This window comes from Enterococcus gilvus ATCC BAA-350 (genome assembly GCF_000407545.1).
GTDB classification, from domain to species: domain Bacteria; phylum Bacillota; class Bacilli; order Lactobacillales; family Enterococcaceae; genus Enterococcus_A; species Enterococcus_A gilvus.
Window position 1 is genome coordinate 2,604,954 of record NZ_ASWH01000001.1, and the last position, 25,135, is coordinate 2,630,088.

A 25,135-nucleotide genomic window follows, 5' to 3' on the forward strand; every position below is an offset into this window, starting at 1 on the left:
CTTCATTGTAAATAGCGACTTTAGAATGAAATATCTATTTAATGTGCTTCTTATTAAACTGCTCTTCAGAATTCGGTGTATAAGTTAAATAGTTATCTCCGTAAAGCTGTTTTAAGTATTCGTCATAATTACTGGGTATTAGAAATTTTTGATCTTCAAACATTACTTCTTTTCCATTTCCCCACCATTCTTTTAAAAGTATTTCTTTTTTATAAAGTGAACCCGTTATTGTTCCTATATATTTTGAGTTTTCAATAGAATTTTTTTTGTATACTTTATCTAATTTTTCGTATATACCTACTTGTGTATAAAGCTTGTTTATTCCAATTAGCTTCAAAAATTTTAAAATAAATTTATTTTTCGAACTATGCATATTGACAGTTTCATTATTTCCCATCGTCCATACACCTGCCAAAGCACGATATATATATATTTGAAAAAAATAAAGATTACGTACAAATTTTGAATTCGGTGTACCATCTAAAGGTAATATATCTACGACCGTTAATCCTAGATTATTGTTTTTAGGTAAATCCATCTTAATTCGTATTTCCTCTTTTAACAGCACTCTTGGAAAATAGCAATGTATTTCGGGATTAGTTTTATAACTTAAAATATTAAACTTTTTAGACCATTCTCTATTTGATGCCAACTCAATCAAATCATCATAGTCTTTTCGCGGTATTGCTACATCAGCATCGTCATCCCATGGAACAAAACCTTTATATTTTACCGCTCCCATGACGCTTCCCCCACGTAAAAAAAAATCCATATTATTTTTTTTACAAAATTGTCTTAATTCGAATAATGCTTCTAATTCTAAAAGTTGAAGTTCTCTTAATTTGCTCTTATCTTCCATACCTTGTCTCCTAATTATTTTCGTAAACAAATATACTAAAATTAAATTTCAAAAAAAATTTTTTCATACAAATAGACAATTCTATCCCATGAATAATCCTTCTTTAAAAAGCTGTTATCTCCTAATTCTTTTAATGTCTTGTTCCAATTTTCCTCTACGTCTAACTCAGTAATAAGACTACTTAACTCATCACTCTTTTTCCAATAAATAGCTGATTTCCGCCCCACTTCTCTGTTAAATCCAACATCCAATAACAGATTTAGTCTAGTACTCTCCATGGCTTCGAGTAATGACGGGTTAGTGCCACCTACTTCATGTCCATGTATATACGCAAAAGCATTTGCTCGAATATATTTTAGAAGCTCTTGATCATAAACAGTTCCAACAAATTTGATTCGAGAGTCTTTTTCAAAATTCGTATTATTTTTCAATTTTTTATAGAATTTATTTTTTTGAACATTTGTAATGATGACAAAATCTTTTGTAGTAATTGATTTCATAAATTCACGAATCATGATTTCATAATTATTTTCTGGAACAAATCTTCCAACCACTAAATAATAATCATTTTCACAAATGTTTTTTTGTCTAAACCATTCTCTCACCACTTTACTATTCTTCGTTAAGCAAGTTTTAGTTGACGTGATTCCATATGATATATATATTGTTTTAGGATTATAGTTTTTATATTCTCTATCAATATATTTTTGAATATTTTTACTATCACAAATAACTAAATCTGAGTTTTTAATCATTAAGCGTTCTGAAATTTTCCAATATTTCTTTATTGGATAACTCCATTTTTGTCTTAGCCACTCATGACCATCAGGATTTATAAATACTTTCCCATTGATTTCCTTAACTATTTGAGTAAGCCTTTGAATAAAAGGACCAATTCGACATGCTAAAATATAAAAAATTGGTTTTTCATCATTATTCTTTTTAGATAATTCTATAGCATACTTCAAAGCTAGTATGTCATAATAAATCGCTCTAGCTGGTCCAATATTAGGAACATCAATATTAAAGCACTTTGCGCCATTATGCTCAAAGTGCTTGTCAGTAATTCCTGATTTGGCTGAGTTTTCAGTCATGCACGCTACGTGGTACTGTATATTTCGATCAACTTGATATTCTGTCAGTTTTTCAACAAATGTTTCAAATCCTCCATATTTAGCAGGTATTCCTTTTGAACCAATGATGTAAACATGCTGTTTTCCGTCTTCCACAAAAATAACTCCTTAATAAGCTCCATCTGGCTTAATCATTACTTTAATTGTCTTAATTATCAAAGAAAAATCGTACCTAATACCTCTTTTCTGAATATACTCAATATCAAAATCAACCATCTCATCAAAATGAACATCATTCCGTCCACTCACCTGCCACAACCCAGAGCAACCAGGTTTCACAAGTAGTCGCTGCATATCATATTGTGTATACTCAGCAACTTCTCTTTGCAATGGTGGTCTTGGTCCAATTAAACTCATTTCACCTCTGATCACATTGATCAATTGAGGCAACTCATCTAAGCTTGTTCGACGAATGAATTTCCCAAACTCCGTCACGCGAGGATCTTCCTTCATCTTGAACATGGCACCTTTGATTTCATTTTTATCGGCCAATCCATTTAATTTTTCTTCCGCATCTACGCACATGGAACGAAACTTGTACATCGTAAATAATTTTCCGTTTCTTCCCACACGTTTTTGCGAAAAAATTATAGGTGAATTGGGTTCGTCTTTATGTATTTTATAAGCGATCCACAGCATGACTGGAGAAATGAAGATTATTCCGATCGTTGCTGCAATAATGTCGATCATTCGTTTAACGAAGTCATATCCTTTTTGACGTTGGATTTTTTCTTTATCGATCCATATTAATTGGGAATCTTTCCTCTCAAATGAAGGTTTCGCACTCAAAATATTCACATCCCCAAAAGTCTTTTCACTTTTCATTCCATGCTCCCCCAAACACAAACTACCTTATTTAAAGAATTTGAAGCGTGACTCCTTTATTGCATAAAATTCTGGACAGCAGACTTTGTCTCCATTGACTAGATCTTTCGCCATCTGTTGCATTTCCTCAACCATTCTTGCTCCACCGATTTTATAAATCTCTTGATAGGCTTCTTTCATTAGAAACGTTCGATGCCTCAAGTTATGTGCATCTGAAGCCACCATATAGAGCATATTGTGCTTCAGCATGAGCTTGGCTGTTTTTTGGATATCCTTGCCAAAGGTCCCAACGATACTTGGAGCAGTCAATTGCGTCAATGCCCCCATTTGAAGAAAAGGAATCAGTCGATTCGGATCTTCGCGAAAAACAGAATTTCTCTCGGGATGCACGATGACTGGCACATGACCATGGCTCATCAGCTCGAAAAAGAGCTGCTCTGAATACTCGGGAACATCACCAGAGGGAAATTCGATCAAGAGATAGGTATTCTCAATATCCGTGAACAAGATTTCTTGATTTCGAATATCCTCTATAAGCGACCCTGTGATACGTACTTCTTGCCCCTCCAGTAACGTGAGAGGAATATCGTTTTGATCTAGGATTTCCTGCAATTCATCAACTTTAGTTATGATTTGATTGGCTGGATTCGAATACTTGCCATTGTTATGGTGTGGTGTACACATCAAATGAGTGATGCCTTGGCTAACTGCTTTTTTCGCCATTTTGATGCTGTCTTCCATTGTTTGCGCCCCGTCGTCGACGCCAGGTAAAATGTGACAATGCAGATCAATCAACGTTTTCACCTTCTTGTGTTATTTTTCGGTTCCGTAATAGTAATAGCCCTGATCTGTTACATCTGTACTGCCGTTGAACACGGCGCCTAACACATTGGCATTTACCATTGATAACAATTCCCGTGCTTTTTGCAATGAATCCTTACGGGTATAATTTTCTCGAACTACTAGCATCGTCCCGTCTGCTTTTGAGGCAATGATCTGTGCATCGGTCACCGCAACGATCGGCGGCATATCAAAGATCACGAAATCGTAATCTGAGCGAAGCTCCTTGATCAGCTGGTCCATCCGAGTTGATCCCAATAATTCTGATGGGTTCGGGGATTTGGGACCACTGGTCATCACATACAAATTCGGGACGACTGTCCGTTGAACCGCATCACTGACCTTCATATCGGTGCTTAACACATTGCTCAGCCCAACGCCGTTATTCAATAGAAAGGTTTTATGGACAGTGGCCTTCCGCATATCTGCATCAATGAGCAGCACGCTTTGACCTGAATTCGCAAAGACAACTGCGAGATTTGCTGCTGTCGTTGATTTTCCTTCTCCTGGTCCAGATGAAGTAATGACCATCGTTTTTATTTGTCGATCCGCAGAAGATGCGAATTGGATATTAGTCCGAATCGTACGATAGCGTTCAGATACCGGTGAACTTTTATCTACTAATGTAATCAGACTCACCGCATGAGTCGTCTCTGATTGTTTCTTTCGTTTAGCCATTGTTTCCTCCTAGACTCTTTTGCGTCTGCGACGATCAAAAGCCATGTCTGTCTCATTATTTTTAGGTGTTTCTTTTTTGCTGAACATTGGTGAGGCTTCGCGACGAATCTTTGCATTCAACTCTTTTTGCGTTAATTCTGGAACATTCCCTAAAAGGGTCAATCCAAATTCATCGGTCAATGTCTTACTTTCTTTCACTGTGCGATCCAACATTTCTAATAGAACAGCTAGAAAGACTCCTAACATGATCCCTACTAATAACCCGGCGGCGATCGTCAGCTTCTTGTTTGGAAAGACGGGGTCGCTGCTGGCGACAGCTTGTGAAATGATCGAGATTCGATCGACATTTAATACATCCTTTGCATTCTCCTTGAATATTTCAGCCGTTACGTTTGAAATATTCGTTGCTTCTCTTGGACTTCTGCTAGTCGCGATGATCGAGAACATTTGTGAATTTTGATTTTGTTCGACTTTTATGGTCTCTTTCAGATCACTCGTACTTATTTTAAGACGATATTCAGTGTCCAATTTCTCGGATACTTCTTTTGTTACTAAGTCCCCGGTGATGATGTCCTTATATGTGTTGATCATTTGCAGGTTGGTATTGACGTCATTCGCATTCGTTGTTTCAGTTTGCGGCAAGGTCACTACTAGCTGCGCTTGTGAACTGTATTTGGGGGTCAAAATGAAAAAGGCTAATAGACCTGAAATCAAAAGGCCTACAAGTCCTCCTAGTACAATCAATCCCATTCGTTTCCTTAGTAGTTCAAATAATTGTTTGATGCTGATCGTTTGCTCCATAAGTTCCTCAACTTCCCTAAAGTTTTTCTTATTGTAATTGCTTTATAACTCTCCTAAACCCCTTTGAATAGCAGAATTAGTATATCAAAAAAAAATGACACGAATGTATGTCCATCCAAAACTTTATCTTCTTTTTTCGATGATTTTTTAAAGAAAAAGAGTTTTTATTTTGGAGGTTATAGAATACCTGACATTTTTATTCATTCAGCTTTCTATTTATAACTATTTAACACATCGGGTGATTTTTTAAACCATCGTTTGTTCTTTCATTATTAGAAACAAGCGTAATAATATAATCTAAAAAATACAATTGACGTTATCATTATAGTTCACTGACACACTAATATCAATGTTTATTTGACAATGCATTTTAACATAACTTTAATTATTTATTTACTTAAAATAAAAAGAACATAATTTATATTAAGCGAATATCGTCTATAACACTGTTCATTTTATTTTAATTTATAATAAATGCTTTGAAATTAAAGGTTTAGCTGTAGTAAATAATCGGATCATTTAATTTCCGTCACACTTGAAATATTTTTGATGAAATTTTCGCTATTGACATAGAACGAACTTTTTTTCTTCTATATATTAGGAGCACAAAAAAACTGCAAGCAATGAATCCTGTTACGGATCTTGCTTGCAGCTACACGAATAGTTAGTTTCTTTTTCTGTAATAGCCTATCCCGATGACTGCGAGAACAAGGAGTGCACCAACGATTAGAAGGATTGGTCCTTTTGTTTCTCCAGTTTTTGGATAGTACCACCATCCCGGCGTATTGGGTTTATTTGGCTGTTTTGGATGGTTTGGTTTATTTGGCGTCCGGTCATTCTTCGCCGTTACTTCGATCTGCACTGGTTTTCCAGCGTGGGAAGCTTCGACTGTGAATGCAAGTTGTTTTTCGGACAATCGATACCCTGATGGGGCCTTGGTTTCTTTGAAGAAGTAGGTCCCTGGAGCCAAATGGGTCACTGTTAATCGGCCATCAGTTCCTGTCTTCAAGTTTTCTTGCAGAACGTTTTGATTTTCATCCAGCAGCTGGAACTCTGCATTGCTTAACTGATTGTTCTCATCAGCTGCATCGACTTTGGTCAATCTCACTCGGCCTTGATAATTTTCAAACTCGCCTAAATCACGAACAGCGGGTTTTCCATTTTGCGGATAGATCGTGAATTTGTGTGTGGTCGTATCGAGAATATAACCGTTTGGTGCTTTCGTTTCTTTCAAAACATACTCGCCGACGCTCAACCCTTTGGCATAAAACGCTCCTTTGCTGTCGCTTTTAAGGATGGTTTGTTTTGTGCCCTTTTGATCGGTCGTCTCGAGTGGTTTATCTAGATTATTCGCTTTGAACAATTGATATTCTGCTCCAGCGAGTCCTTTGCCGTCACCAACTTTTTTCCCTGTAATCACCGCTTGATAATTCGCGATGTTAAGAGAAATGCCTTTTGCTTGCGAATTTTCTACTACAAAATAAATCGGCTGGCTGCTGAGAACATAATTTTCGGATGTTTGTGTTTCGATCAATTTGTAGCTGCCGTCTTCCAGTGCTAGATTGCTTAAATCAATCGTGCCGTCTGTTTCTGGCTGCAGCTTTTCTTTTACGAGTTTTCCAGTGGTCGTTCCATCATCGAAGTATAGAGAGAAGGCGACTTTTGTCAGATCTAGGTTTCCATCCTTTTCACCATCTGTTTTCTTCAGCTCGATGTTTTTCCGTGCGTTTTGGAAATCACCCGCGTCCACAACATAGGAGCCGTCTTCGATCCGATTTTCATGATTTTGCGCATCCGTCATCGGCATCGTTTCTGGTACGCGATCAGGAATCACGAAGGTCATTGGGAAGGTGTTTACCAAATACCCATTGGGTGCCTTGGTCTCCTTCACATAATAGGTCCCTGGTGCCAAATCCTTGAAAGCAACATTTCCTTTTGAATCGGAAACGATTTTTGTAGGCTTTGTATCGCTGAAGTCTTCGTTTGTGTAGAGCGTGAATTCCGCTCCAGCGAGATCAACCATTTTAGAATCGTCGTTTAGATCGTTGCCGACTTTATGCACGCGGATCGTTCCACGGTAATTCGGTACGTTATCTGAAACAGCAACAACAGCTGGTTGTCCCTCAGTTTCTGTTGGGATCGTAAAGTCTAACGCTTCACTGGTCATCACGTAGTTGCCATCTGGCGCAGCTGTCTCGACAAAGCGGTAGCTGCCGGGAGCCAATCCAGTGACCTGAACAAGTCCCTTTTCATCTGACGTTGCGGTTTTTCCTTCAACGTCGCTTCCATCTGTGCGGACAACTTTGAAAGCTGCTCCTTGTAAGGCTTTGCCTTCGCCATCTGTTTTCGTCAATTCCGCGGTCCCTTGATAATTGACGAAGTGATCCTTCACTGTCACGACCTCAGGCTGACCATTCGCAGTTTCTGGCACAATCACAGGAACAAGCGTGGTATTTTTTACGTAGCCATCGGGCGCATTTATTTCTTTAAAGGTATAGTCGCCTGGTGCTAAATCATCGAAAACGACTTCCCCATTTTCGTTGGAGGTAGCTGTCCCGCCGACTGGTTGATCGTCACTGTCCAGCAATTCAAAGACTGCATTTGCCAGCGGCTGATCATTGGCATCGGTTTTGATCAATTTGACAGCGCCTTTGTAATCCTTGAAGCTGTCTGGAATCACCACTTTTTGCGGCTGCCCTTCTGCGGATTCAGGGATAGTAAAGGTGACCGTTTGATCATTTAGCAAGTAGCCATCGGGCGCCTTCGTTTCCTTCATTGTATAGTCGCCAGGAGCGAGCTTATTGATAGTGACTTTTCCCTCTTGATTCGAGCTTCCTTTACCGACTTCTTTCTCACTACTATCAAAGACCGTAAATTCTGCATTCTCCAATGGTTGCTCATTTGCGTCGACTTTTGTCAGTTCAACCGTTCCTAGATAGTTTCTCAGACTTAGTTTGCCATCCACATTCGTCGTGACCGTTTCTGGTTTGCCGGAGGCTGTAGTCGGAATCGTAAATTTTATTTTTTGCGTGTTCACGAGATACCGATTTCCATTTGAAACTTCTTGGAAATAATAATTTCCCGGAGCTAAGCCTGTGGCTGTTACATTTCCATCGGAATCAGAAGTGAGATTCTTTTCGGTCACTTTTTCTGGTGTTGCTGAATCGGTATACACGTCAAAAGCAGCATCTTCTAATTTGTTAAACGTAGTGTCCTCTTTATCTTCGGCTTCTTTGTAAAGTACCGCAGATCCTTGATAATTGACATTTGCATCGCCGGAAATCGGAATTTCCAAAACTTGCGGTTCGCCTTCTTCTTGATCCTCCACGGTGAATGGGATCTCTTTGGTGTTTAACAGGTAGCCGGAAGGTGCGGTTTTTTCAACAAACTTGTATTTCCCTGGAGACAGTTCGAAAGCATTGACGCTGCCGTCTAATTTGTCTGATGTGAAGAGGCCGTCTGAACCGGCACCCTTGCCCAGATCTGTGACAGGCTTCCATTCGTTCGCATCGTTTTGCTTGGATAATTGATACTTCGCATCAGCTAATGGACGTCCTGCTTCGTCTTCCTTACGAAAATGCACGCGTTCTTTATAGTTCTTGAAGGGTGTTTTCTCATCGACGACAAGCTTTTGATCGCCGCCGGATTCGATGGACACCGCTGATTCACCTTGATTATTGGTGACTGGAGTCGTGAATCGAACCAGCTGATCGTTTTTCAAATAGCCGGAAGGTGCTTTCGTCTCCTTAAAGGCATAGGTGGTGCCGGGTTTTAGATTATCAAAGACCAGGTAGCCATCTGAACCCGTGGTCACTTCATCGCCAATCGCTGTTTTTCCTTCAGCATCATAAAGCTGGAACTTCGCCCCTGACAAAGGTGTCTCTTTTTGATTGGTGAGATAATCTTGGCCATCGACTTTTTTAAATCGTGCAGATCCTTGATAATCGATCAACGCGTCGCCATTATTCAATTCAACAGTTGCTGGCGCCTGATCCCCTGTCGAAACGGCATCGATAACGAATGTAAATTCCTTACTATTTAAATAGTAGTTCTCTGGCGCTTGGCTTTCTTTTACTTTGTATTTTCCTGGCGGCAGATCCGATAATTTCAGCTCTCCGTCGTTAGCCGTTACATAGCTGTCTTGATCTCCGTAGTCACTGTAATCATCTGAGTTCAATTCAGCCCGCTGCACGTTAAATCGGGCATTTCCTAAAGCTTTTCCTGATTCATCGCTTTTCTTCAATAATGCGGAGCCTCGATAGTCTTTCAATTGCAAGAGTCCATCGGAAACAACCTCATCATTGACAAACACACTGCGTGTAGCATCGCTGTTTTTCTTGATCTCAAAGTCGATAGGCGTCAAATTGATCTGATACCCTGAAGGAGCCGAAGTTTCTCGAATCCGGTATTGCCCATCTCCCAATCCTGAAAGATCGAAGCCTTCCGAAGTCGGAATAAAACCTCGCAAGAACGCATAGTTCGGGTTGGTCGCCGTTCCATTGTTCTCATACAGACTGAACAATCCGCCAGACAAGGCATTTCCAGCAGCGTTTGTCTTTTTGAAGGTCACGTTGACGGGCTCATTTTCAATCGTGGTCACTGGCGTGTTGCTGCTCGTATCTGCATAGACCCTCTTTCCCTCCAACAATTCTGGAGAGATCGTGTAACCGTCAGGTGCTTCGATTTCCTTCACGTAATACTCGTAGGCAGAACTGGTGGCGATCAGATTTCCGAAAGTCGTCAGTCCTTGATTATCTGTCGTAGTCTCATACAAGACGTCGGTTTTATTCGTGCTGGTGTTTTTTCGAAGCAGCTGTAAAACCGCCCCTGGAACAACACCGCCGTTGCCGTTCACCTTTTGAACGACCACTTTTCCTTTGGAACCGAAAGCCGTTCCGCTAGAATCCTGGATCGTTATTGGGAAATCCTTATGAGTATCTTTCCCAGGCAATTCCTTCCCTTCACTAGAGATCGACGCATCATTCGCGACCGTTTCAGTACGAGAAGTAAAGTTCGGCTCTGTCTCATACGCCAATATATACGGTTTTTCGATGACTCCTGTGAGGTATTGATCCTCTTGGTTCGGATCTTTTTTCTCTTGGATCTCGGACATGTCTAACACAAAGCGCTGCTGCCCGGTCGTTGGGTCCGTCGTGACTGTTACTTTATATTGGTCACTAGGGACTAGCTGATCTTTTTGGACCGTGGTAGCATTCCCGGTTCCTGAGTACTTCCCTGTATACAGCTTGAAGCTATCTCCTTGAATAATCTGATTGGCACTCGGATTGTCTTCGATCTTCACATTCGCTAAGAGGGACTGATTGGGGTTGATAGTAACTGCCCAGTCGACTTTCCCATTTTGAGTATTGTAGTTTCCTTCTTTTAATGCCGATTGTCCGCCAAAGGCAATTGATACCGATGCCGGCAATTCTTGCTTGTTCCCTGTAATATCCACCGTTGCGACATTGTTATAGGTTGATTGATCGTACACGATTTGGTTTTTTAAAGATGTTTTGAATTGGATTTGATAAACCATCGGTACATCATCTGCGTTCCAGCCGGGAATGTAGTTGCCGTCTTTCCCTAATTGGATAGCCAATGTCCCTTGCTGATCCTCGGCAGTCGGTACTGGATTTGTGACGGTCAAATAATCCTGACCTACTTGATTTCCTTGGTACGGACTCTTTGTCGTCGGTTGGAACCTGCCGCTGGAATTGATCGTTCCTCGCGTGACCTCCAACGAATCCGGCTCATAGACTTGATTTCCTGTGATCGGGTCAGTCACCGTGAATTGCGATACCCCTAGATTATTGTAGTTCGTCACGATCGTCCATGTGATTTCCTTCGTCACCGGATCATAGCTGCCCGATTTCATCCCTTGATTCACTTCTTGCGTACTCGTTTTGAAATCAGTGGTACTGGAAGATTCATAGGGCTGTCCATTATTGACAAAATTTGCCGTCATCGTGTTTCTGTAGTCAATGCTGGTATTCTCTACTGCATCATCAAATTGATTGTAGGTAATGTAATACTCCATTTGAAATTGGTGGGTCGTCTTCGCATAGGCATTTTGAAACTTCACCGTGAAATTGGTATAACCAGATCGTGTCTCATTCAGGTTCGCAGAAACGACGTAATCGGCTGTCTCAGGATCGCCGATCGTACTTACGACCTCGCCATCGGTCGCTACAAAACGAAACGCACTCGTCAGCACTCGATTGTTCGCTGACACATCGCGGATTACCACACCCGCATCTGCCTCTGAAGTGGCTTGCTTCACTTTGGTCGGGAAGCTTGCGTAACCTTCATCGGTGTAGCTCATTTTATCGGTAAAAAGCGCATTCTCCATCTCGTATTTGTTTTTATTGATATCGATCACATAGCGCGCCGTTTTTGTTCCTACATCGATGGTCGGCTTGTTCTTTATCACTACTTGCTGCGTAGGGGTGTTGGTTACTTCTGTTGTCGGAGGAATCGTATTCGTTTTCGCTTGATTCGAAACCGTGATTTGATTATTCGATGCCCCTGAAACAATCTTATTGACCCGTGTCTTATACGAGATGTTTATTGCTTTTCCTGCTTGAACGTTATTTTTAAAGCTTACTGTAAAAGGATTCGTCGTCGTGTCGATCGTGTAGTCTTTCGGATCAAGGGGCGCTCCGTTTACAGGATTCCCTCGACTGTCGAAATTGACCGTGTACACGTCGAAGCTATTCGGCTCAACATCCATATTGGAAGAATAGGTATCGGAAACGACCGTGTCATTTGCCAATTCCTTTTGTCCGTAGTTGTAACGAATCAGCCAACGGTATTCTTGGTTGATGCTGTCGTACCCGACTCTTACTTTTTCTAACGCTTTTTTATAATTGAGTTGGACCGTCGCAGAAGCAGGCAGATTCGTGCTTCCACTCGTCAATGTCACATTGTTCGTGATCGGCACAGTCCCGCCATTCGTCGGCTTGACAGCATCTTTGATCGTGGTCGAGTACACGACGCGATACGGGCGATCGATCGTGGTATTGAATTGGATCGAACCATTATCTGCAACGGTATACGTACTCGGATCAAGCGGCGTCGTTCCCGTACTTGTTACATTGCCGTTAAAATCAACCTCTAAAGGATAGATTGCTACGGCGCCAAGATCGTCCTTATTAAAAGTGACTTGATCTGGAAATTTCTCTGTTAAGAGCGGCTTCTCTAATTCTGAAAAGTCCTTATTGAAATCGACATCCCAATAAACCGTATTTGGGTTGTTCGGGGTATCCGTATGCCCGGCCTTACTGATGGACGCTCCTCCGGTTGGTTTGATTTGAACAATAAATGGTGGAATATTGGTTTTACTCGGATAAATGATCGTCGCTGGACCAGGCTGCGTGATTTTTTTCGTATCAAAGCGGACATCGGCCGTGACCGAGCCTGTTTCTGGCGGTAAGAAATTTTGTCCCTCTTGCTGAGTGAAGGTGATGCGCAGCTTTTGTGTCCCTGCATCGAAAATATACCTTCCATAGACATTCCCGTCACCGTCCTTCAAATCCCCTTGAGGAGAAGGTGTCGTGATGGCCAAGCCTTCTGGAAAATCCATCTCATAATAATCCCCTGAGACCATCTCTGTTCGAACCGCGTCTGGGATAGCAAAATCCAGATTGAACTGGACGGTTGAATTGATGGTTGGCGGATTTGGCTCGAAGTTCAGCTTGATGTTTTGAACAAAATTATCACCGGGTGCATAAGTAGAAAACAACTCGTCGATTGACCCGGGCGCTCTAGGCTGTGCAGGCTCAGCTGCTGGAGCGGCACGTTTCTTTTCATTTTTAGTCGTTCCTTCTGTTTTTGATGCTTCCGTAGATTCTTTCGTCGCATCGCTTTGACTGCTTTTCGTTGATTCTTTTGATGCGGTCGTTGAAGACGAAGCGGATTCTGTTGTACTCGTTTCGGTACTCTCAGAGGCAGTGGTATCTTCACTAGACGTATCTGCTTCATCCGGCAAGGCTAATTGAAAAATCTTTTGATCCGCTTGGTAGAGGTCGACCGTTTTATCTGGCCCACGCGTGATCGACCCAAGCAGAATGAGCTTAAATTTATTTTCCCCTTTGACCAGCTTATTGAAGGTCAACGTATAGCTGCTGCGGGCATTCTTAGTCTCGACGGTGTAGTGGCCGATCGGTTCCTTTTGGTCATTTACGATGACCTTCTCTTCCGGCTTGCTGTCTGTAAGTTTGAATGACGGGCTCATCTCAAATGTAATGGCTTGTGTGTTTTCAGCAGAGCTCGTGACTTTTCCGTCCAACTGCAGTTCAGTCTGATTCTTCGATGATACCTCATCGTTGAATTCACTTGTCTTCTCGAATGCTAGTTGGTTCGTGACCGTGTCAGAATCTTCTGTGCTTTCTGGATTTTCTGCTTTCTCTGGAATCGGTGCGGATTCCGTTGGTACGGTTTGCTGCGGATCGCTGGTTATCGACTGGACGGTCGTTCCTTCATTCACTGACGTTTTGGCAGAACTCTCCGTACTTTCGACTGCAGACGCAAGAATTGGTGACGCAACACTCCCAAATAGGCTGAGCAGCATCCAGGCGCTTACCCATCGTTTCATAGTATCCCTACTTTACAAATTTTTCTAATGAATCCTTATTCCTTTTTAATAGAATGAGAATGATAGTTATCGTATTATCCTATGTTCATTTTCTCTTTACAAATAATACAACTCAGAATGTTCAACAAAATTAATTTATTTACAAAAAACAAATAAACCAAGTTTTCTTAACACGGCATTCTCATTTTTCGGTTTGCGTTCGTCCATGCTAACTTGAAAATTTTTCTCATTTGATGGAATTGCCTCTAAGAAACCATAAAACCCATTTTCGATAGAAAAAATTTTCTTTTTGAGGCGTTCATTTCAAAAAACTGCAAAAAACCATTTACAATGGAAACAGATTCTGTTTATAATTATTTTAAATAAGAGGATGTCTTTATGAGTTTTTTCAGATTTCCTTTTATCAATTACGAGAAAATTTTCTCACTATCAAACAGGAGGGTTCATTCATGTCATTAATTGGAAAACAAGTGGAAGCATTTCAAGCACAAGCGTATCGTCAAGGGAAATTTATTGAAATTTCTGAGGAAGTATTGCAAGGCAAGTGGTCTATCGTATGTTTTTATCCAGCAGATTTCACTTTTGTGTGCCCGACGGAATTAGAAGATTTACAAGATCAATATGAAAAATTACAAGAATTAGGCGTTGAAGTTTATTCTTGTTCTACTGACACTCATTTCACTCATAAAGCATGGCACGACACATCCGATGCCATTGGCAAAATCAACTACACAATGATCGGTGATCCATCCCATCATATCTCACGCATCTTTGACGTATTAGATGAAGAAGCAGGTCTGGCACAACGCGGAACCTTCATCATCGATCCTGACGGCATCGTTCAAGCAATGGAAATCAACGCGGACGGTATTGGCCGTGACGCGAGCGGTTTGATCGACAAGATTCGTGCAGCGCAATATGTTCGTACCCATCCAGGCGAAGTGTGCCCTGCGAAATGGAAAGAAGACGGCGAAACATTGAAACCAAGTTTTGACTTAGTTGGTAAAATCTAGAAGCACCAGTTCCACATTGTATACATGCGATCGAACGTTTTTTTTCTGATTGAAAAAGGACCTACACTTAAATGAATGAGGAGCGGCTATGTTAGATAACGAAACGAAAGAACAGCTTAAACAATATTTAGCGTTATTAGAATCAAAAATCGTTTTTTCTGCCAGTTTAGACGAATCTGAAGACTCAAAAAAAGTGGAAGATTTCTTGACTGAAGTCGCAGCGATGGACGACAAGATTTTGATTGAAACAAAAAAATTAACGCGGACACCTAGTTTTGAGATCAATCGCGTTGGTGCAGAAGCGAGCGGCATCGGCTTTGCAGGATTGCCAATGGGGCATGAATTCACGTCCTTTATCCTTGCCCTGCTGCAAGTTGGCGGACGCGCACCAAAAATTGAAGACGCAGTCAAGCAGCAGATTCAATCCATCGAAAGAGCATTGACCTTTGAAACCTACGTCAGCTTAACGTGTCACAACTGCCCAGACGTCGTGCAAGCCTTGAACATTATGGCTGTACTGAACCCCAACATCTCGCATACCATGATCGAAGGCGGGATGTATCAGGCAGAAGTGGACGAAAAAGAAGTCATGGCTGTACCGACTGTTTTCTTGAACGGTGAAGAATTCGACAGCGGTCGGATGACGATCGAACAAATTCTTGAAAAAGTCAGCGGACCAATGGGTGCGGATGAATTTGCGGATAAGGAAACCTTCGACGTGTTAGTCGTTGGTGGCGGACCGGCTGGTGCCAGTTCGGCGATCTATGCAGCTCGTAAGGGGATCAAGACTGGAATGGTCGTAGAGACCTTTGGCGGACAAGTACTGGAAACGTTGGGAATCGAAAACGTGATCGGAACACCTTACGTTGAAGGCCCGCAATTGATGCGTCAAGTAGAAGAACACGTGAAGCAATACGACGTTGACATCATGAAGGGACAACGGGCGAAAGCCATTCGAAAAAATGATCTGATCGAAGTGGAATTGGAGAACGGTGCACAGCTGACCGCGAAAACGGCCATCCTTTCAACAGGTGCACGTTGGCGCGCCATCAATGTCCCCGGAGAGAAAGAGTTCAAAAACAAAGGGATCGCGTATTGTCCTCACTGTGACGGCCCTCTATTTAAGGATAAAGAAGTGGTGGTTATCGGCGGCGGAAATTCAGGGATCGAAGCGGCGATCGACTTAGCTGGGTTAGCCAAACATATTTATGTATTGGAATTCTTGCCTGAATTGAAGGCTGACCAAGTATTGCAAGAGAAGCTCTACTCATTGACCAATGTCACGGTGATCACCAATGCAGCCACAAAAGAAATCACCGGGTCTTCACACGTAGAAGCATTGACGTATACGGACCGTCTGACCAATGAAGAACATACCTTGCAAGTAGAGGGCGTCTTCATCTTGATCGGATTGATGCCGAATACTGAGTGGCTTACTGGCTCTGTCGCTTTAAGCGATCGTGGTGAGATCTTAGTCGACAAGCACGGTGCCACTAACGTAGAAGGAATCTTTGCGGCAGGCGATTGTACCGACAGCGCCTATAAGCAAATCATCATTTCTATGGGTTCAGGGGCTACTGCGGCTCTTGGTGCCTTTGATTATTTAATCCGTAACACTTAAAAAAAGAAAACTAAAAAACAATCCCCCCGTCGTTCTTCCCTAACAAAGGAACGACGGGGGGATTTATCTATGATCATGTCTTATACAAGACTTTCTTTCTGCAAATCCATATAAAGCAAAATCTTAGCCATTTTCTTTGAAGTGATTCTGCGAATGTCTCGTGGAATGAATTGATGGATTTCATCTTCATTGTATCCAACTTGAAATTTGGTTTCATCAAATAACAACGGACGTCTTAATAAGCTTGGATGTTTTTCAATAATCTCCACTACCTCACTCAACGGCAACTCATCAAAATCAAGGTCTAATTTCTCATAAACTTTGGAACGTGTCGAAATAATTTCATCTGTTCCAGTTTCGGTCAATGCTAGAATTTCTGTGATCTCCTCAGTGGTTAACGGCTCTGACATAATATTTCTTTCCTCAAAATCCAACCCATTTTCTATAAGCCATGCTTTGGCTTTTCTACATGAAGTACAGCTTGCTGAAGTATACAATTTAATCATTTTACATACACCTTTCCGCTTAATCATTTTTTTAAAGTAACACGAGTTATTCTACACAGATAACGATACAGCATTTTTTGGTGTCTGTTAACCAATTAAAATTTCAAAGTGTCAAAAAAAGACATTTAGACGTCTTCGTTTGTCTCTTTTTATAACTTAAAATGATACTTGGTCTAATGAAGGGGTGTCTGCTAAACGATAATCATTCTAAGACACCAAGCGGTTTTCGTCTTTATCGTATCGATAGTTCCATAACAAGTCTCTCATTTCTCGGAAACAACTACTCAATAATTTCTATAATCCAGTAAAAGTTGATTGTTGGAAATAAAGTCCCATTTTTTATTATTAATAGCAGAAAAACAAATAGTTAATGTATCTTCATAAATGATATTCAGGTAGAGCAATTGATAATCATTCTGTTTATTCACAATAAAAACGCAAACTTCATAAAAATGATTCTCTATCGTCCCTCACCGTTTAGTTTAAAAAGGAGTAAAGAAAGACTATTTAAACAAATTAGTTGAAATTCACCAATTCTCTTTTTAGCGACCTTTTCGATTGGTTTAAAAATTGATTTCGTGGTCACTTTTCATATCCCATACGATTCCACTAACCTGTTAAAGCAGGAAGTGGCACTCGCCGCTACTTCCTGTTCTGTGGGGCATTTTCGATGGGGCTGAAAATGTTTTATTGTCTCTTCGCATACGATTCCACTAACCTGCTGAAGCAGGAAGTGGCACTCGCCGCTACTTCCTGTTCTGTGGGGCATTTTCGGTAGGACCGAAAATGTTTCATTGTCCGTTCGCATACGATTCCACTAACCTGCTAAAGCAGGAAGTGGAACTCGCAAAAGAACCGCTTGAAATCTTTTGATTTCAAGCGGTTCTTGTTTGTTGATTGATTAGCTGATGACTGTCACGGTTACTGAGCGGCGGCCCCATTGGATGCATTGTTCTACGGTCGGGAAATGGCAATCGATGATGTTCCCTTTGATTGCGCCACCTGTATCTCCAGCGATCGCAATGCCGTAGCCGGATACTTCTACCATTGAGCCTAAAGGAATGACGCTTGGATCAACGGCAACGACTTGCGGGTTTTGACGTAAGTCGATCCCCATCGCTGTGAAGAAGGTGTTGACAGATTCCGCACATGAATATCCCGTTGATTCCATTTGCATCGTGCGGCCGGATGTTGTCGGCGTACTTGGTGCGGCTGGTTTTGCGGGTTCTGGTTTTGGTTGTTCACTTGTTTGTGTCGTTGATACTTGTGCACTTGATGCAGGCGCAGAGGCTTTTGAAGCTTCCGTTGATGCTTGGGCTGCTTTTGTAGTAGCTTCTACCTTCGCTTTTTCCTGTGCCTGAGCAGCTGCGGCTTGGGCATTTTTCTCCGCTTTTTCTGTTTCGGCGGCTTTTGCAGCAGCAACTTCTTTGGCTTCTTTTTCTGCTTTTTCTTTTTGAGCTTTTTCAGCCGCTTGACGCGCTTTTTCTACTTCTTTGTCTTGGCTGATTTTCTCTAAGCTGGTCTTATTATCGGCTAACTCTTGTTTTAAGTAGGCCATTTTATCGTCTAGCTTCGCTGTTTCCGATTCAAGACTCTGGCTGTCTTTTTTTAATTGGGCTTGTGTTTTTTCTTGTGTTGTTTTTAATTCTGACAGCGTGTCTTTGGCTTCGCCTAAACTGGCGACTTTTGTTTTTTCCGCGTTCTGGATCACGGACATCGCAAATGCACGGTTCAAGAATTCGCCAAGGTCTTTTGATTCTAGTAAGGCGCTGATTGAACGATCGGTCATTCCGCTCACTTGCGCGGCCTTCATTCGTTCAGCAATGGCTTCTTTCCGCTGCTCGATCTTTTTCTCCGTTTCAACGATCTCAGATTTTGTCTTTTCTAGTGTTGCTTCATTCTGACGGATCTTTGTACGGATATCGTTTACTTCCTGGTATTTCTCATTTACATCGCTCAAGGCGATCTGTAATTCTCCGCTGATTTTGTCGCTTTGACGAGCGATCGCGGATTCTTTTTGGTCTAATTCATTCAGTGACTCTGCCTGTGCAAAGACTGGTAAAAGTACGTTAGCACCCAACAATAGCGTGGCGACGAACCCAAACGTTTTCTTTCTCACTTAAAAAGTCCACCTTTCTATTTACCCTTCGTCATTATACGAAATAATCGGCGACTTTTTATGTCAACGATATTACATTTCATTACAAAACGACCCATGTTTTAGTAACATTTGGTTTATTTTGATTAAAAAGTCAAAAAAAGTTTGGCCCCTCAAGGATCGAAAGGACAAACTTCTGTCATATTTTTGTAACATTATTTTTTCCGCAGCTCTTTAGATAACTGACGGATCTCTGTTAACGGACTCTTTAGTTCCTTGGATTTCATATTAGGGAAGCTGTTTAAAAAGCGGCGTTCCTGAAAATTCAACTTCGGCAACTGTCTGCGCCACTCCGGCTGTTCTTTGATTTCTGACAACCACTGGCGGTTTTGCAGGCGTCCCTCTGCCGCCACCTTCAAATCTCCGATATCTGTACGGAGCTGCTCTTTTTTATCTTGGATCGTCACACTCATCTTCGTCATCGCTTGTCGCAGTGACGCTAAGTTGGCTAGGGTGAAGCCTAAGTCAAAGCTCGTGAGCATCAACAAGAGCATCGGTAAAAACATGCCAAACCGTTGCTGCCAGCCAAATACTACCTGCATCAAATAAGGATTCAGAATCCGCACGATGAAAACACAGGCCAATCCCCAAAAAATCGATACTGGAACTGCTACACGACCATTGATATTCAATGGGACTTCTTTATAATCCCACAAGGTTAAATGAAAAATTTTCTCTAAAAGGAAGCTTGTGAGGTATTCCAATGCGGTGACCAAAACCAGCGCAAAGAAAAATAGTAATACGATATTTTTCTGATAGGGTTCGATCAGGTAAAGGACCCCTACGACCCCAAAGCCATAGATGGGCGTGATCGGCCCCAGCAGGAATCCTCGATACATGAAATGTTTGGCTTTGATCGAACAGTAGACCGTCTCCCACAGCCAACCGATAAAGGAATAGCAAAAAAATAATAGCACGACGATTGTAAAAATTTGTTCCATTTTTCCCCTCCATTCTGTAAAGGCCCCACAAGAGCAGCCCTTCTTGTTCAGATTCTGTCAGTTTATTTGCACACCGTAAAATGACAGCTTTTTTATTAAGAACTAGTTCCAATTATTCCATGGATGAAAAGAAATTGCCAGTTTCACGAGAAAGAAGCCACCGTTGTTTTCATAGTCGGTCTGTCATTATTTGAGAAGGCTCTGAGATCAACGGCCTTATTATGGAAGAAGTCCGTTGTTTCATAGAGTATATTTGTCGGAGTTGTTTGACAAATACGTTACAATGGAAGGGATCCTATTTTCGATAATGATCTACTATATATATATTGGAGGAAGTCATATGTTTCAGCTTTTACGTTACGCCAAAGATTATCGCAAACAGATCATCCTTGGCCCATTTTTCAAATTCTTAGAAGCCGTCTTCGAACTGATCCTGCCTCTATTCATGGCTCGATTGGTAGATGAAGGGATCGCCCAGAGAGACCAGGGCAAAGTGATCGAGTTGGCGGTCGCGATGTTGGGCCTCTCCATCGTCGGATTGCTTTGTGCACTGATTTGTCAGTACTACGCGTCGATCGCGTCTCAAGGCTTTGGGACTGTTCTGCGGAATCGACTGATGGAAAAGATCAACAGCTTTTCCCATAATGAATTGAACCGTTTTGGTACAGATACATTGATCACCCGTATGACGAATGACATCAACCAAATGCAAGGGGCCTTAGCGATGCTGATTCGTTTGGTCGTCCGTGCGCCCTTTTTAAGTATTGGGTCCGTCATCATGTCTTTTTATATTGATTGGCAGATGGGGATCATTTTCTTGATCCTATTGCCGTTGTTTTGTTTGATTCTTTTTTTGATCATTCATTACTCTGTGCCGCTGTATAAAGTCATTCAGCAGAAGCTGGATCAGCTGAACCAGCTAGTGACACAAAATTTAAGTGGTGTGCGTGTGATTCGGGCATTTGCTCGTACGAAAACAGAAACGGATCACTTTAATGAAGAAACAGAAGCTATTTCGCGGCTGAATCAACGGGTCGCAAACATTTCTGCCCTTCTTTCTCCTAGCACGACCTTGATCATGAACGCCGGCGTGGTGGCTTTGCTTTATTTTGGCGGCTTCAAAGTCAATGTTGGAAACTTGGAGCAAGGGCAAGTCTTGGCGCTGATCAACTATATGAACCAAATGCTTTTAGCGTTGATCGTTGTTTCTAACTTGGTGGTTTTATTCACACGTGCTGCAGCTTCAGCAGCTCGATTGAACGAAGTTTTCGCAACAGAAACGACCTTAGAGGATACCGGTACGATCGCACAGCCTGATGAAAAAGCACCATTGATCGACTTTCAAGCGGTGGATTTCCGTTATACCGAAAAGTCTGGGCTCGCGTTGCAGGACATTACCTTCACATTGCAGGAAAATAAAATTTTGGGGATCACCGGGGCGACGGGCAGCGGGAAATCTACATTGATCAGCTTGATCCCACGCTTCTATGATGCCTCAAAAGGCACTGTTCGTTTTGCCGGCAGCGATGTAAAAGACTGGCATTTGAATAACTTGCGTTCTGAAATCGCACTTGTCCCGCAAACAGCGGTCTTATTCAGCGGAACGATCCGCGAGAATCTCCAATGGGGGAAAGCCGACGCGACGGATGAGGAGTGTTGGCAGGCATTAGCCACGGCACAAGCCAGCGAATTTGTCGAGACGCTGCCTAAAGGATTGGATACTCCCATCTTAGAAAATGGGAAAAACTTCTCCGGCGGTCAGCGCCAACGCTTAACGATCGCTCGCGCGCTGATCCGCAAGCCAAAATTATTGATCCTGGATGATTCTCTTTCTGCTTTGGATTACCAAACAGACTTGGATCTGCGTCAAGCGTTGAAACGTGATTTGGATTGCGGCGTGATCATTATTTCCCAACGCCTGCGTTCGATCCAAGATGCAGAAACGATCTTGTTGATGGACAATGGCAAAATCGCGGCGCAAGGACCCCACGAAACCTTATTGCGGGAATCGAAACTTTACCAAGAACTGGTACAATCCCAAGAGGAAGGAGGGGTTGCAGAATGATCAAGAAGAAGAATTTTTTCCACTCCTTAAAATTATTCGTGCCTTACCTTGCAGCGTATCCAAAAGAACTGATCGCTGCGATCATCCTGGGAATCGCCAGCGGGGTCACCTCCGTCCTGATGACTTATTATATCGGGGTCGCTGTCGATCAAATGGTGGATCAAGGCGCCGTTGATTTTACCCGGCTTTTCCATATTCTGCAGTTGTTTGTCGGAATCTTTTTAGTGACGGTCGTCAGCCAGTATTTCATTCAACGTCTAGGAAATACGGTTGCCTTTGATTCTGTCGCGAAATTGCGGGAAGAAACCTTCACTCATTTGAATAAATTGCCTTTGAGTTATTATGACCAAAGCTCTCAAGGGGATATCGTCAGCCGCTTCACGAATGACATGGACAATATCTCTACAGCGATCTCGGCTGTCTTCAACCAAGTATTCTCCGGCATGACCGTCGTCTTGGTTGCGCTAGTCTTTATGTTTTATCTTAGCCCTATTTTGGCACTGGTGGTATTGGTAGCGACACCGATCATCTTCTTGATCACCTATATCGTCGCACGGACCTCTCAGAAATATTTCACCAGCCAACAAAAACTAGTCGGATCGATTTCTGGATTTATCACAGAGATGGTGGGAAATCAGAAAATCGTGAAGGCATTCCAACGAGAAGACCAAAATCAGACGAATTTTGAAGCGTTAAACCAAGAACTCTACGTTCGTGGACAAAAAGCACAGTTCGCTTCTTCCTTGACCAACCCTTCCTCACGCTTCGTGGATCATTTGGCGTATCTGATGGTCGGACTTGTCGGAGGATTATTGGCACTGAGAGCAGGAAGCAATGTAACGATCGGGATCATCTCCAGCTTTACGATCTACTCGAGTCAGTTTACAAAACCCTTCATTGAGCTTTCTGGGATCACGATCCAGATCCAAACGGCGATCGCTGGTTTGGACCGGTCGTTTGAATTGCTGAAGGAACCGATCGAGCAAGTGGACGATGCCGATGCACGTACACTCTCAGGCGCAAATGGCAACGTGATTTTTGATCATGTGGATTTTGCCTATCAAAAGGACCAACCGTTGATCGAAGACTTTAATCTGACGGTTGAACCGGGTGAAACCATCGCCATCGTCGGAAAGACCGGTGCCGGGAAATCGACACTCGTGAATCTTTTGATGCGTTTTTACGAAGTAGACAAAGGAAGAATCCTGATCGACGGGACAGATATTCGTCACTTTACACGGGACAGTCTGCGCCAACAATTCGGAATGGTCTTGCAGGAAACATGGTTGATGGACAGCAGCCTGCGGGCAAACCTGCGCTATGGCCGCAAATCAGCGACGGATGAAGAAATCTATGCCGCGTTGAAGGACGCGTATATGTATGACTTCGTAATGCGCCTTCCAGATAAACTCGATACTATCGTCGGCGAAGCAGGCATCAAGCTTTCAGACGGGCAACGGCAGCTATTGACGATCGCTCGAACCATGATCAGCCGTCCATCCATGCTGATCCTTGATGAAGCCACTAGTTCTGTCGATACATTAACGGAACAGAAAATTCAAAATGCCTTTCTTGCCATGATGAAAGATCACACCAGCTTCGTGATCGCTCACCGGCTGTCAACGATTCAAAACGCGGATCAGATCCTCGTCTTGGACCACGGACACATTCTTGAAGTCGGCAGTCATCAAGAACTATTGGCGAAAGACGGCTTCTATAAGAAATTGTATGAAGCACAGTTTTCAAAAAGCTAATACCTATAAAAACACCTCAAAGGCGCACGTTGCTGTAGCTCCTTCGAGGTGTTTTTTTTGCTATTTTATTTCACGTCTCGTTCTGAGACAGTAAAAAAGGGAAGATGAAGGCTCATCTTCCCTTTTTCTAGTTAATGTTTTAGTTTTGCCCGACGATAGACGGTCAGAGACAAAAGACTGAAAATCAGAACGAGTATCCCTGAGATCAAAAACCATTTCGCGATCCCCATTTTTTCTGATAAAGGACCCGCCAGCAATAAGCCGATCGGCATCGCCCCAGACATCACACTTCCAAAAAGTGAGAAGACGCGTCCAAGTTTTTCAGGAGCGACCGTTTCCTGCAAGTAGGAGGTGAAGGGAATGTTGTAGAGATTTCCAACGGCACCCATCAGCATACAGAAAAAGACAAACATCCAATAGCCGGTCACATTTGCCGGCGCCAATCCGCTGCCGATAAACGTGATCGCCAGCCCGACATTCGACAATTGCGCGATCACTAATTTTTCACGCCACTCTTTCTTCAGACCGATCAAAAAGGCACTGACCATCATGCCCACCGCATAACAAAATTCCACCACGCTCGCATAGCCTGCGGACAAATCAAAGTGAACATTCGTCATCAAGGGAAATAAGATCCCTAAAGGCAAGTAAAAAATCATGACGAAAAATGAGAAGAACATGACCACCATCAACGGTGGATTTTCTTTAAAAACATTGAGTCCATCCTTCAATTCCTTCAAATAATGATGCATGCTTTCTTCCGTTCTCGGAATCGTCGGAACCTCTACGATCCATAAAGTCAGACAGGCAACGACCGCGCCGATCAGATCCGTCAATAGGATCAGCCACAACGGCATCGCAGCAAACATCATCGCTCCCAAAACAGGTCCCAGCATGAAGGCCCCCGACTGTAAAAACTGGTTCCAGCTATTCGCTTTGACCAGCTCCTCCTCCGGCACTAACAGAGGCACGATGGCTTGGATGGAGGGCGTGTGGAAGACGTTTGCTAAAGACCGCAGGAACAACGCGGCGATCACGACTAGATAGCCGGGGTTGCCGAACAGAAACCAAAGGGACAATCCCATCGCCACCAGCCCCATGAACAAATCGGCAAAAATCACTACATACTTTCGCTTCAGCCGATCTAGCCAGACTCCGACGAATGGCCCCAAGAACAGTTGCGGCAAATACGAAGACAGCCCCGCGACAGATAGCATGATCGCCGATTTCGATTCATTGGTCAGCCACCAGATCAAGGCGAATTGAACGGCGGAGCTTCCGATCAGAGAGACCGTTTGTCCAGATAAAATCGTTAAATAGTTTTTTCTCCATTGTTGTTTTTCCATAA

The 25,135-nt window shown here is 42.6% G+C and carries 15 protein-coding genes; 4 read left to right on the plus strand and 11 right to left on the minus strand.

Annotation, left to right across the window (positions count from 1 at the left end):
* Positions 1-34: 34 nt before the first annotated feature.
* The 7 genes from I592_RS12960 to I592_RS21045 form a co-directional block, all read right to left on the minus strand.
* Entirely contained in the window at positions 35-859 is an 825-nt protein-coding gene (locus I592_RS12960; protein ID WP_010779744.1) for a LicD family protein, read from the minus strand.
* Positions 860-900: 41 nt separating this feature from the next.
* A complete protein-coding gene (gene cps2T / locus I592_RS12965) occupies positions 901-2,088 on the minus strand; it encodes a beta 1-4 rhamnosyltransferase Cps2T (RefSeq protein ID WP_010779743.1) in 1,188 nt (395 codons plus the stop codon).
* A 12-nt stretch (positions 2,089-2,100) separates the two neighbouring features.
* Entirely contained in the window at positions 2,101-2,817 is a 717-nt protein-coding gene (locus I592_RS12970; protein WP_010779742.1) for a sugar transferase, read from the minus strand.
* 27 nt (positions 2,818-2,844) lie between these two features.
* On the minus strand, positions 2,845-3,612 hold the full coding sequence (locus I592_RS12975) for a tyrosine-protein phosphatase (RefSeq protein ID WP_010779741.1): 768 nt from the start codon (positions 3,610-3,612) through the stop codon (positions 2,845-2,847).
* 18 nt (positions 3,613-3,630) lie between these two features.
* On the minus strand, positions 3,631-4,335 hold the full coding sequence (locus tag I592_RS12980; protein ID WP_010779740.1) for a CpsD/CapB family tyrosine-protein kinase: 705 nt from the start codon (positions 4,333-4,335) through the stop codon (positions 3,631-3,633).
* Positions 4,336-4,344: 9 nt separating this feature from the next.
* A complete protein-coding gene (locus I592_RS12985; protein ID WP_010779739.1) occupies positions 4,345-5,136 on the minus strand; it encodes a YveK family protein in 792 nt (263 codons plus the stop codon).
* Positions 5,137-5,800: 664 nt separating this feature from the next.
* Positions 5,801-13,729: a SpaA isopeptide-forming pilin-related protein gene (locus I592_RS21045; RefSeq protein WP_010779738.1), complete on the minus strand. Its 7,929-nt coding sequence runs from the start codon at positions 13,727-13,729 to the stop codon at positions 5,801-5,803.
* A gap of 449 nt (positions 13,730-14,178) precedes the next feature.
* Here I592_RS21045 and ahpC point away from each other — a divergent pair, with 449 nt between their 5' ends.
* Both ahpC and ahpF read left to right on the plus strand, forming a co-directional pair.
* A complete protein-coding gene (gene ahpC / locus I592_RS12995; RefSeq protein ID WP_010779737.1) occupies positions 14,179-14,742 on the plus strand; it encodes an alkyl hydroperoxide reductase subunit C in 564 nt (187 codons plus the stop codon).
* Between the two features lie 88 nt (positions 14,743-14,830).
* On the plus strand, positions 14,831-16,363 hold the full coding sequence (ahpF, locus tag I592_RS13000) for an alkyl hydroperoxide reductase subunit F (protein WP_010779736.1): 1,533 nt from the start codon (positions 14,831-14,833) through the stop codon (positions 16,361-16,363).
* An 80-nt stretch (positions 16,364-16,443) separates the two neighbouring features.
* On the opposite strand, the gene spx is transcribed toward ahpF, so the two are convergent.
* From spx to I592_RS13015, 3 genes are all read right to left on the minus strand, one after another.
* A complete protein-coding gene (spx, locus tag I592_RS13005; protein WP_010779735.1) occupies positions 16,444-16,869 on the minus strand; it encodes a transcriptional regulator Spx in 426 nt (141 codons plus the stop codon).
* Between the two features lie 901 nt (positions 16,870-17,770).
* Complete coding sequence (locus I592_RS13010) at positions 17,771-18,988, minus strand: 3D domain-containing protein (RefSeq protein WP_010779734.1); 1,218 nt, start codon at positions 18,986-18,988, stop codon at positions 17,771-17,773.
* Between the two features lie 194 nt (positions 18,989-19,182).
* The gene (locus I592_RS13015) at positions 19,183-19,968 is read right to left on the minus strand and encodes a putative ABC transporter permease (protein WP_010779733.1); all 786 of its coding nucleotides are present in this window, start codon (positions 19,966-19,968) and stop codon (positions 19,183-19,185) included.
* Between the two features lie 340 nt (positions 19,969-20,308).
* On the opposite strand from I592_RS13015, the gene I592_RS13020 reads away from it, so the two are divergent.
* Positions 20,309-22,033 (plus strand): ABC transporter ATP-binding protein, encoded by a 1,725-nt coding sequence (locus tag I592_RS13020; RefSeq protein ID WP_010779732.1) that lies wholly within the window; start codon positions 20,309-20,311, stop codon positions 22,031-22,033.
* Complete coding sequence (locus I592_RS13025) at positions 22,030-23,787, plus strand: ABC transporter ATP-binding protein (protein ID WP_010779731.1); 1,758 nt, start codon at positions 22,030-22,032, stop codon at positions 23,785-23,787. Before I592_RS13020 ends, I592_RS13025 begins: the two co-directional genes overlap by 4 nt.
* Before the next feature lie 131 nt (positions 23,788-23,918).
* Here the strand turns inward: I592_RS13025 and I592_RS13030 are convergent, their stop codons facing one another.
* A complete protein-coding gene (locus I592_RS13030) occupies positions 23,919-25,133 on the minus strand; it encodes an MFS transporter (RefSeq protein ID WP_010779730.1) in 1,215 nt (404 codons plus the stop codon).
* Between the last annotated feature and the right edge of the window lie 2 nt (positions 25,134-25,135).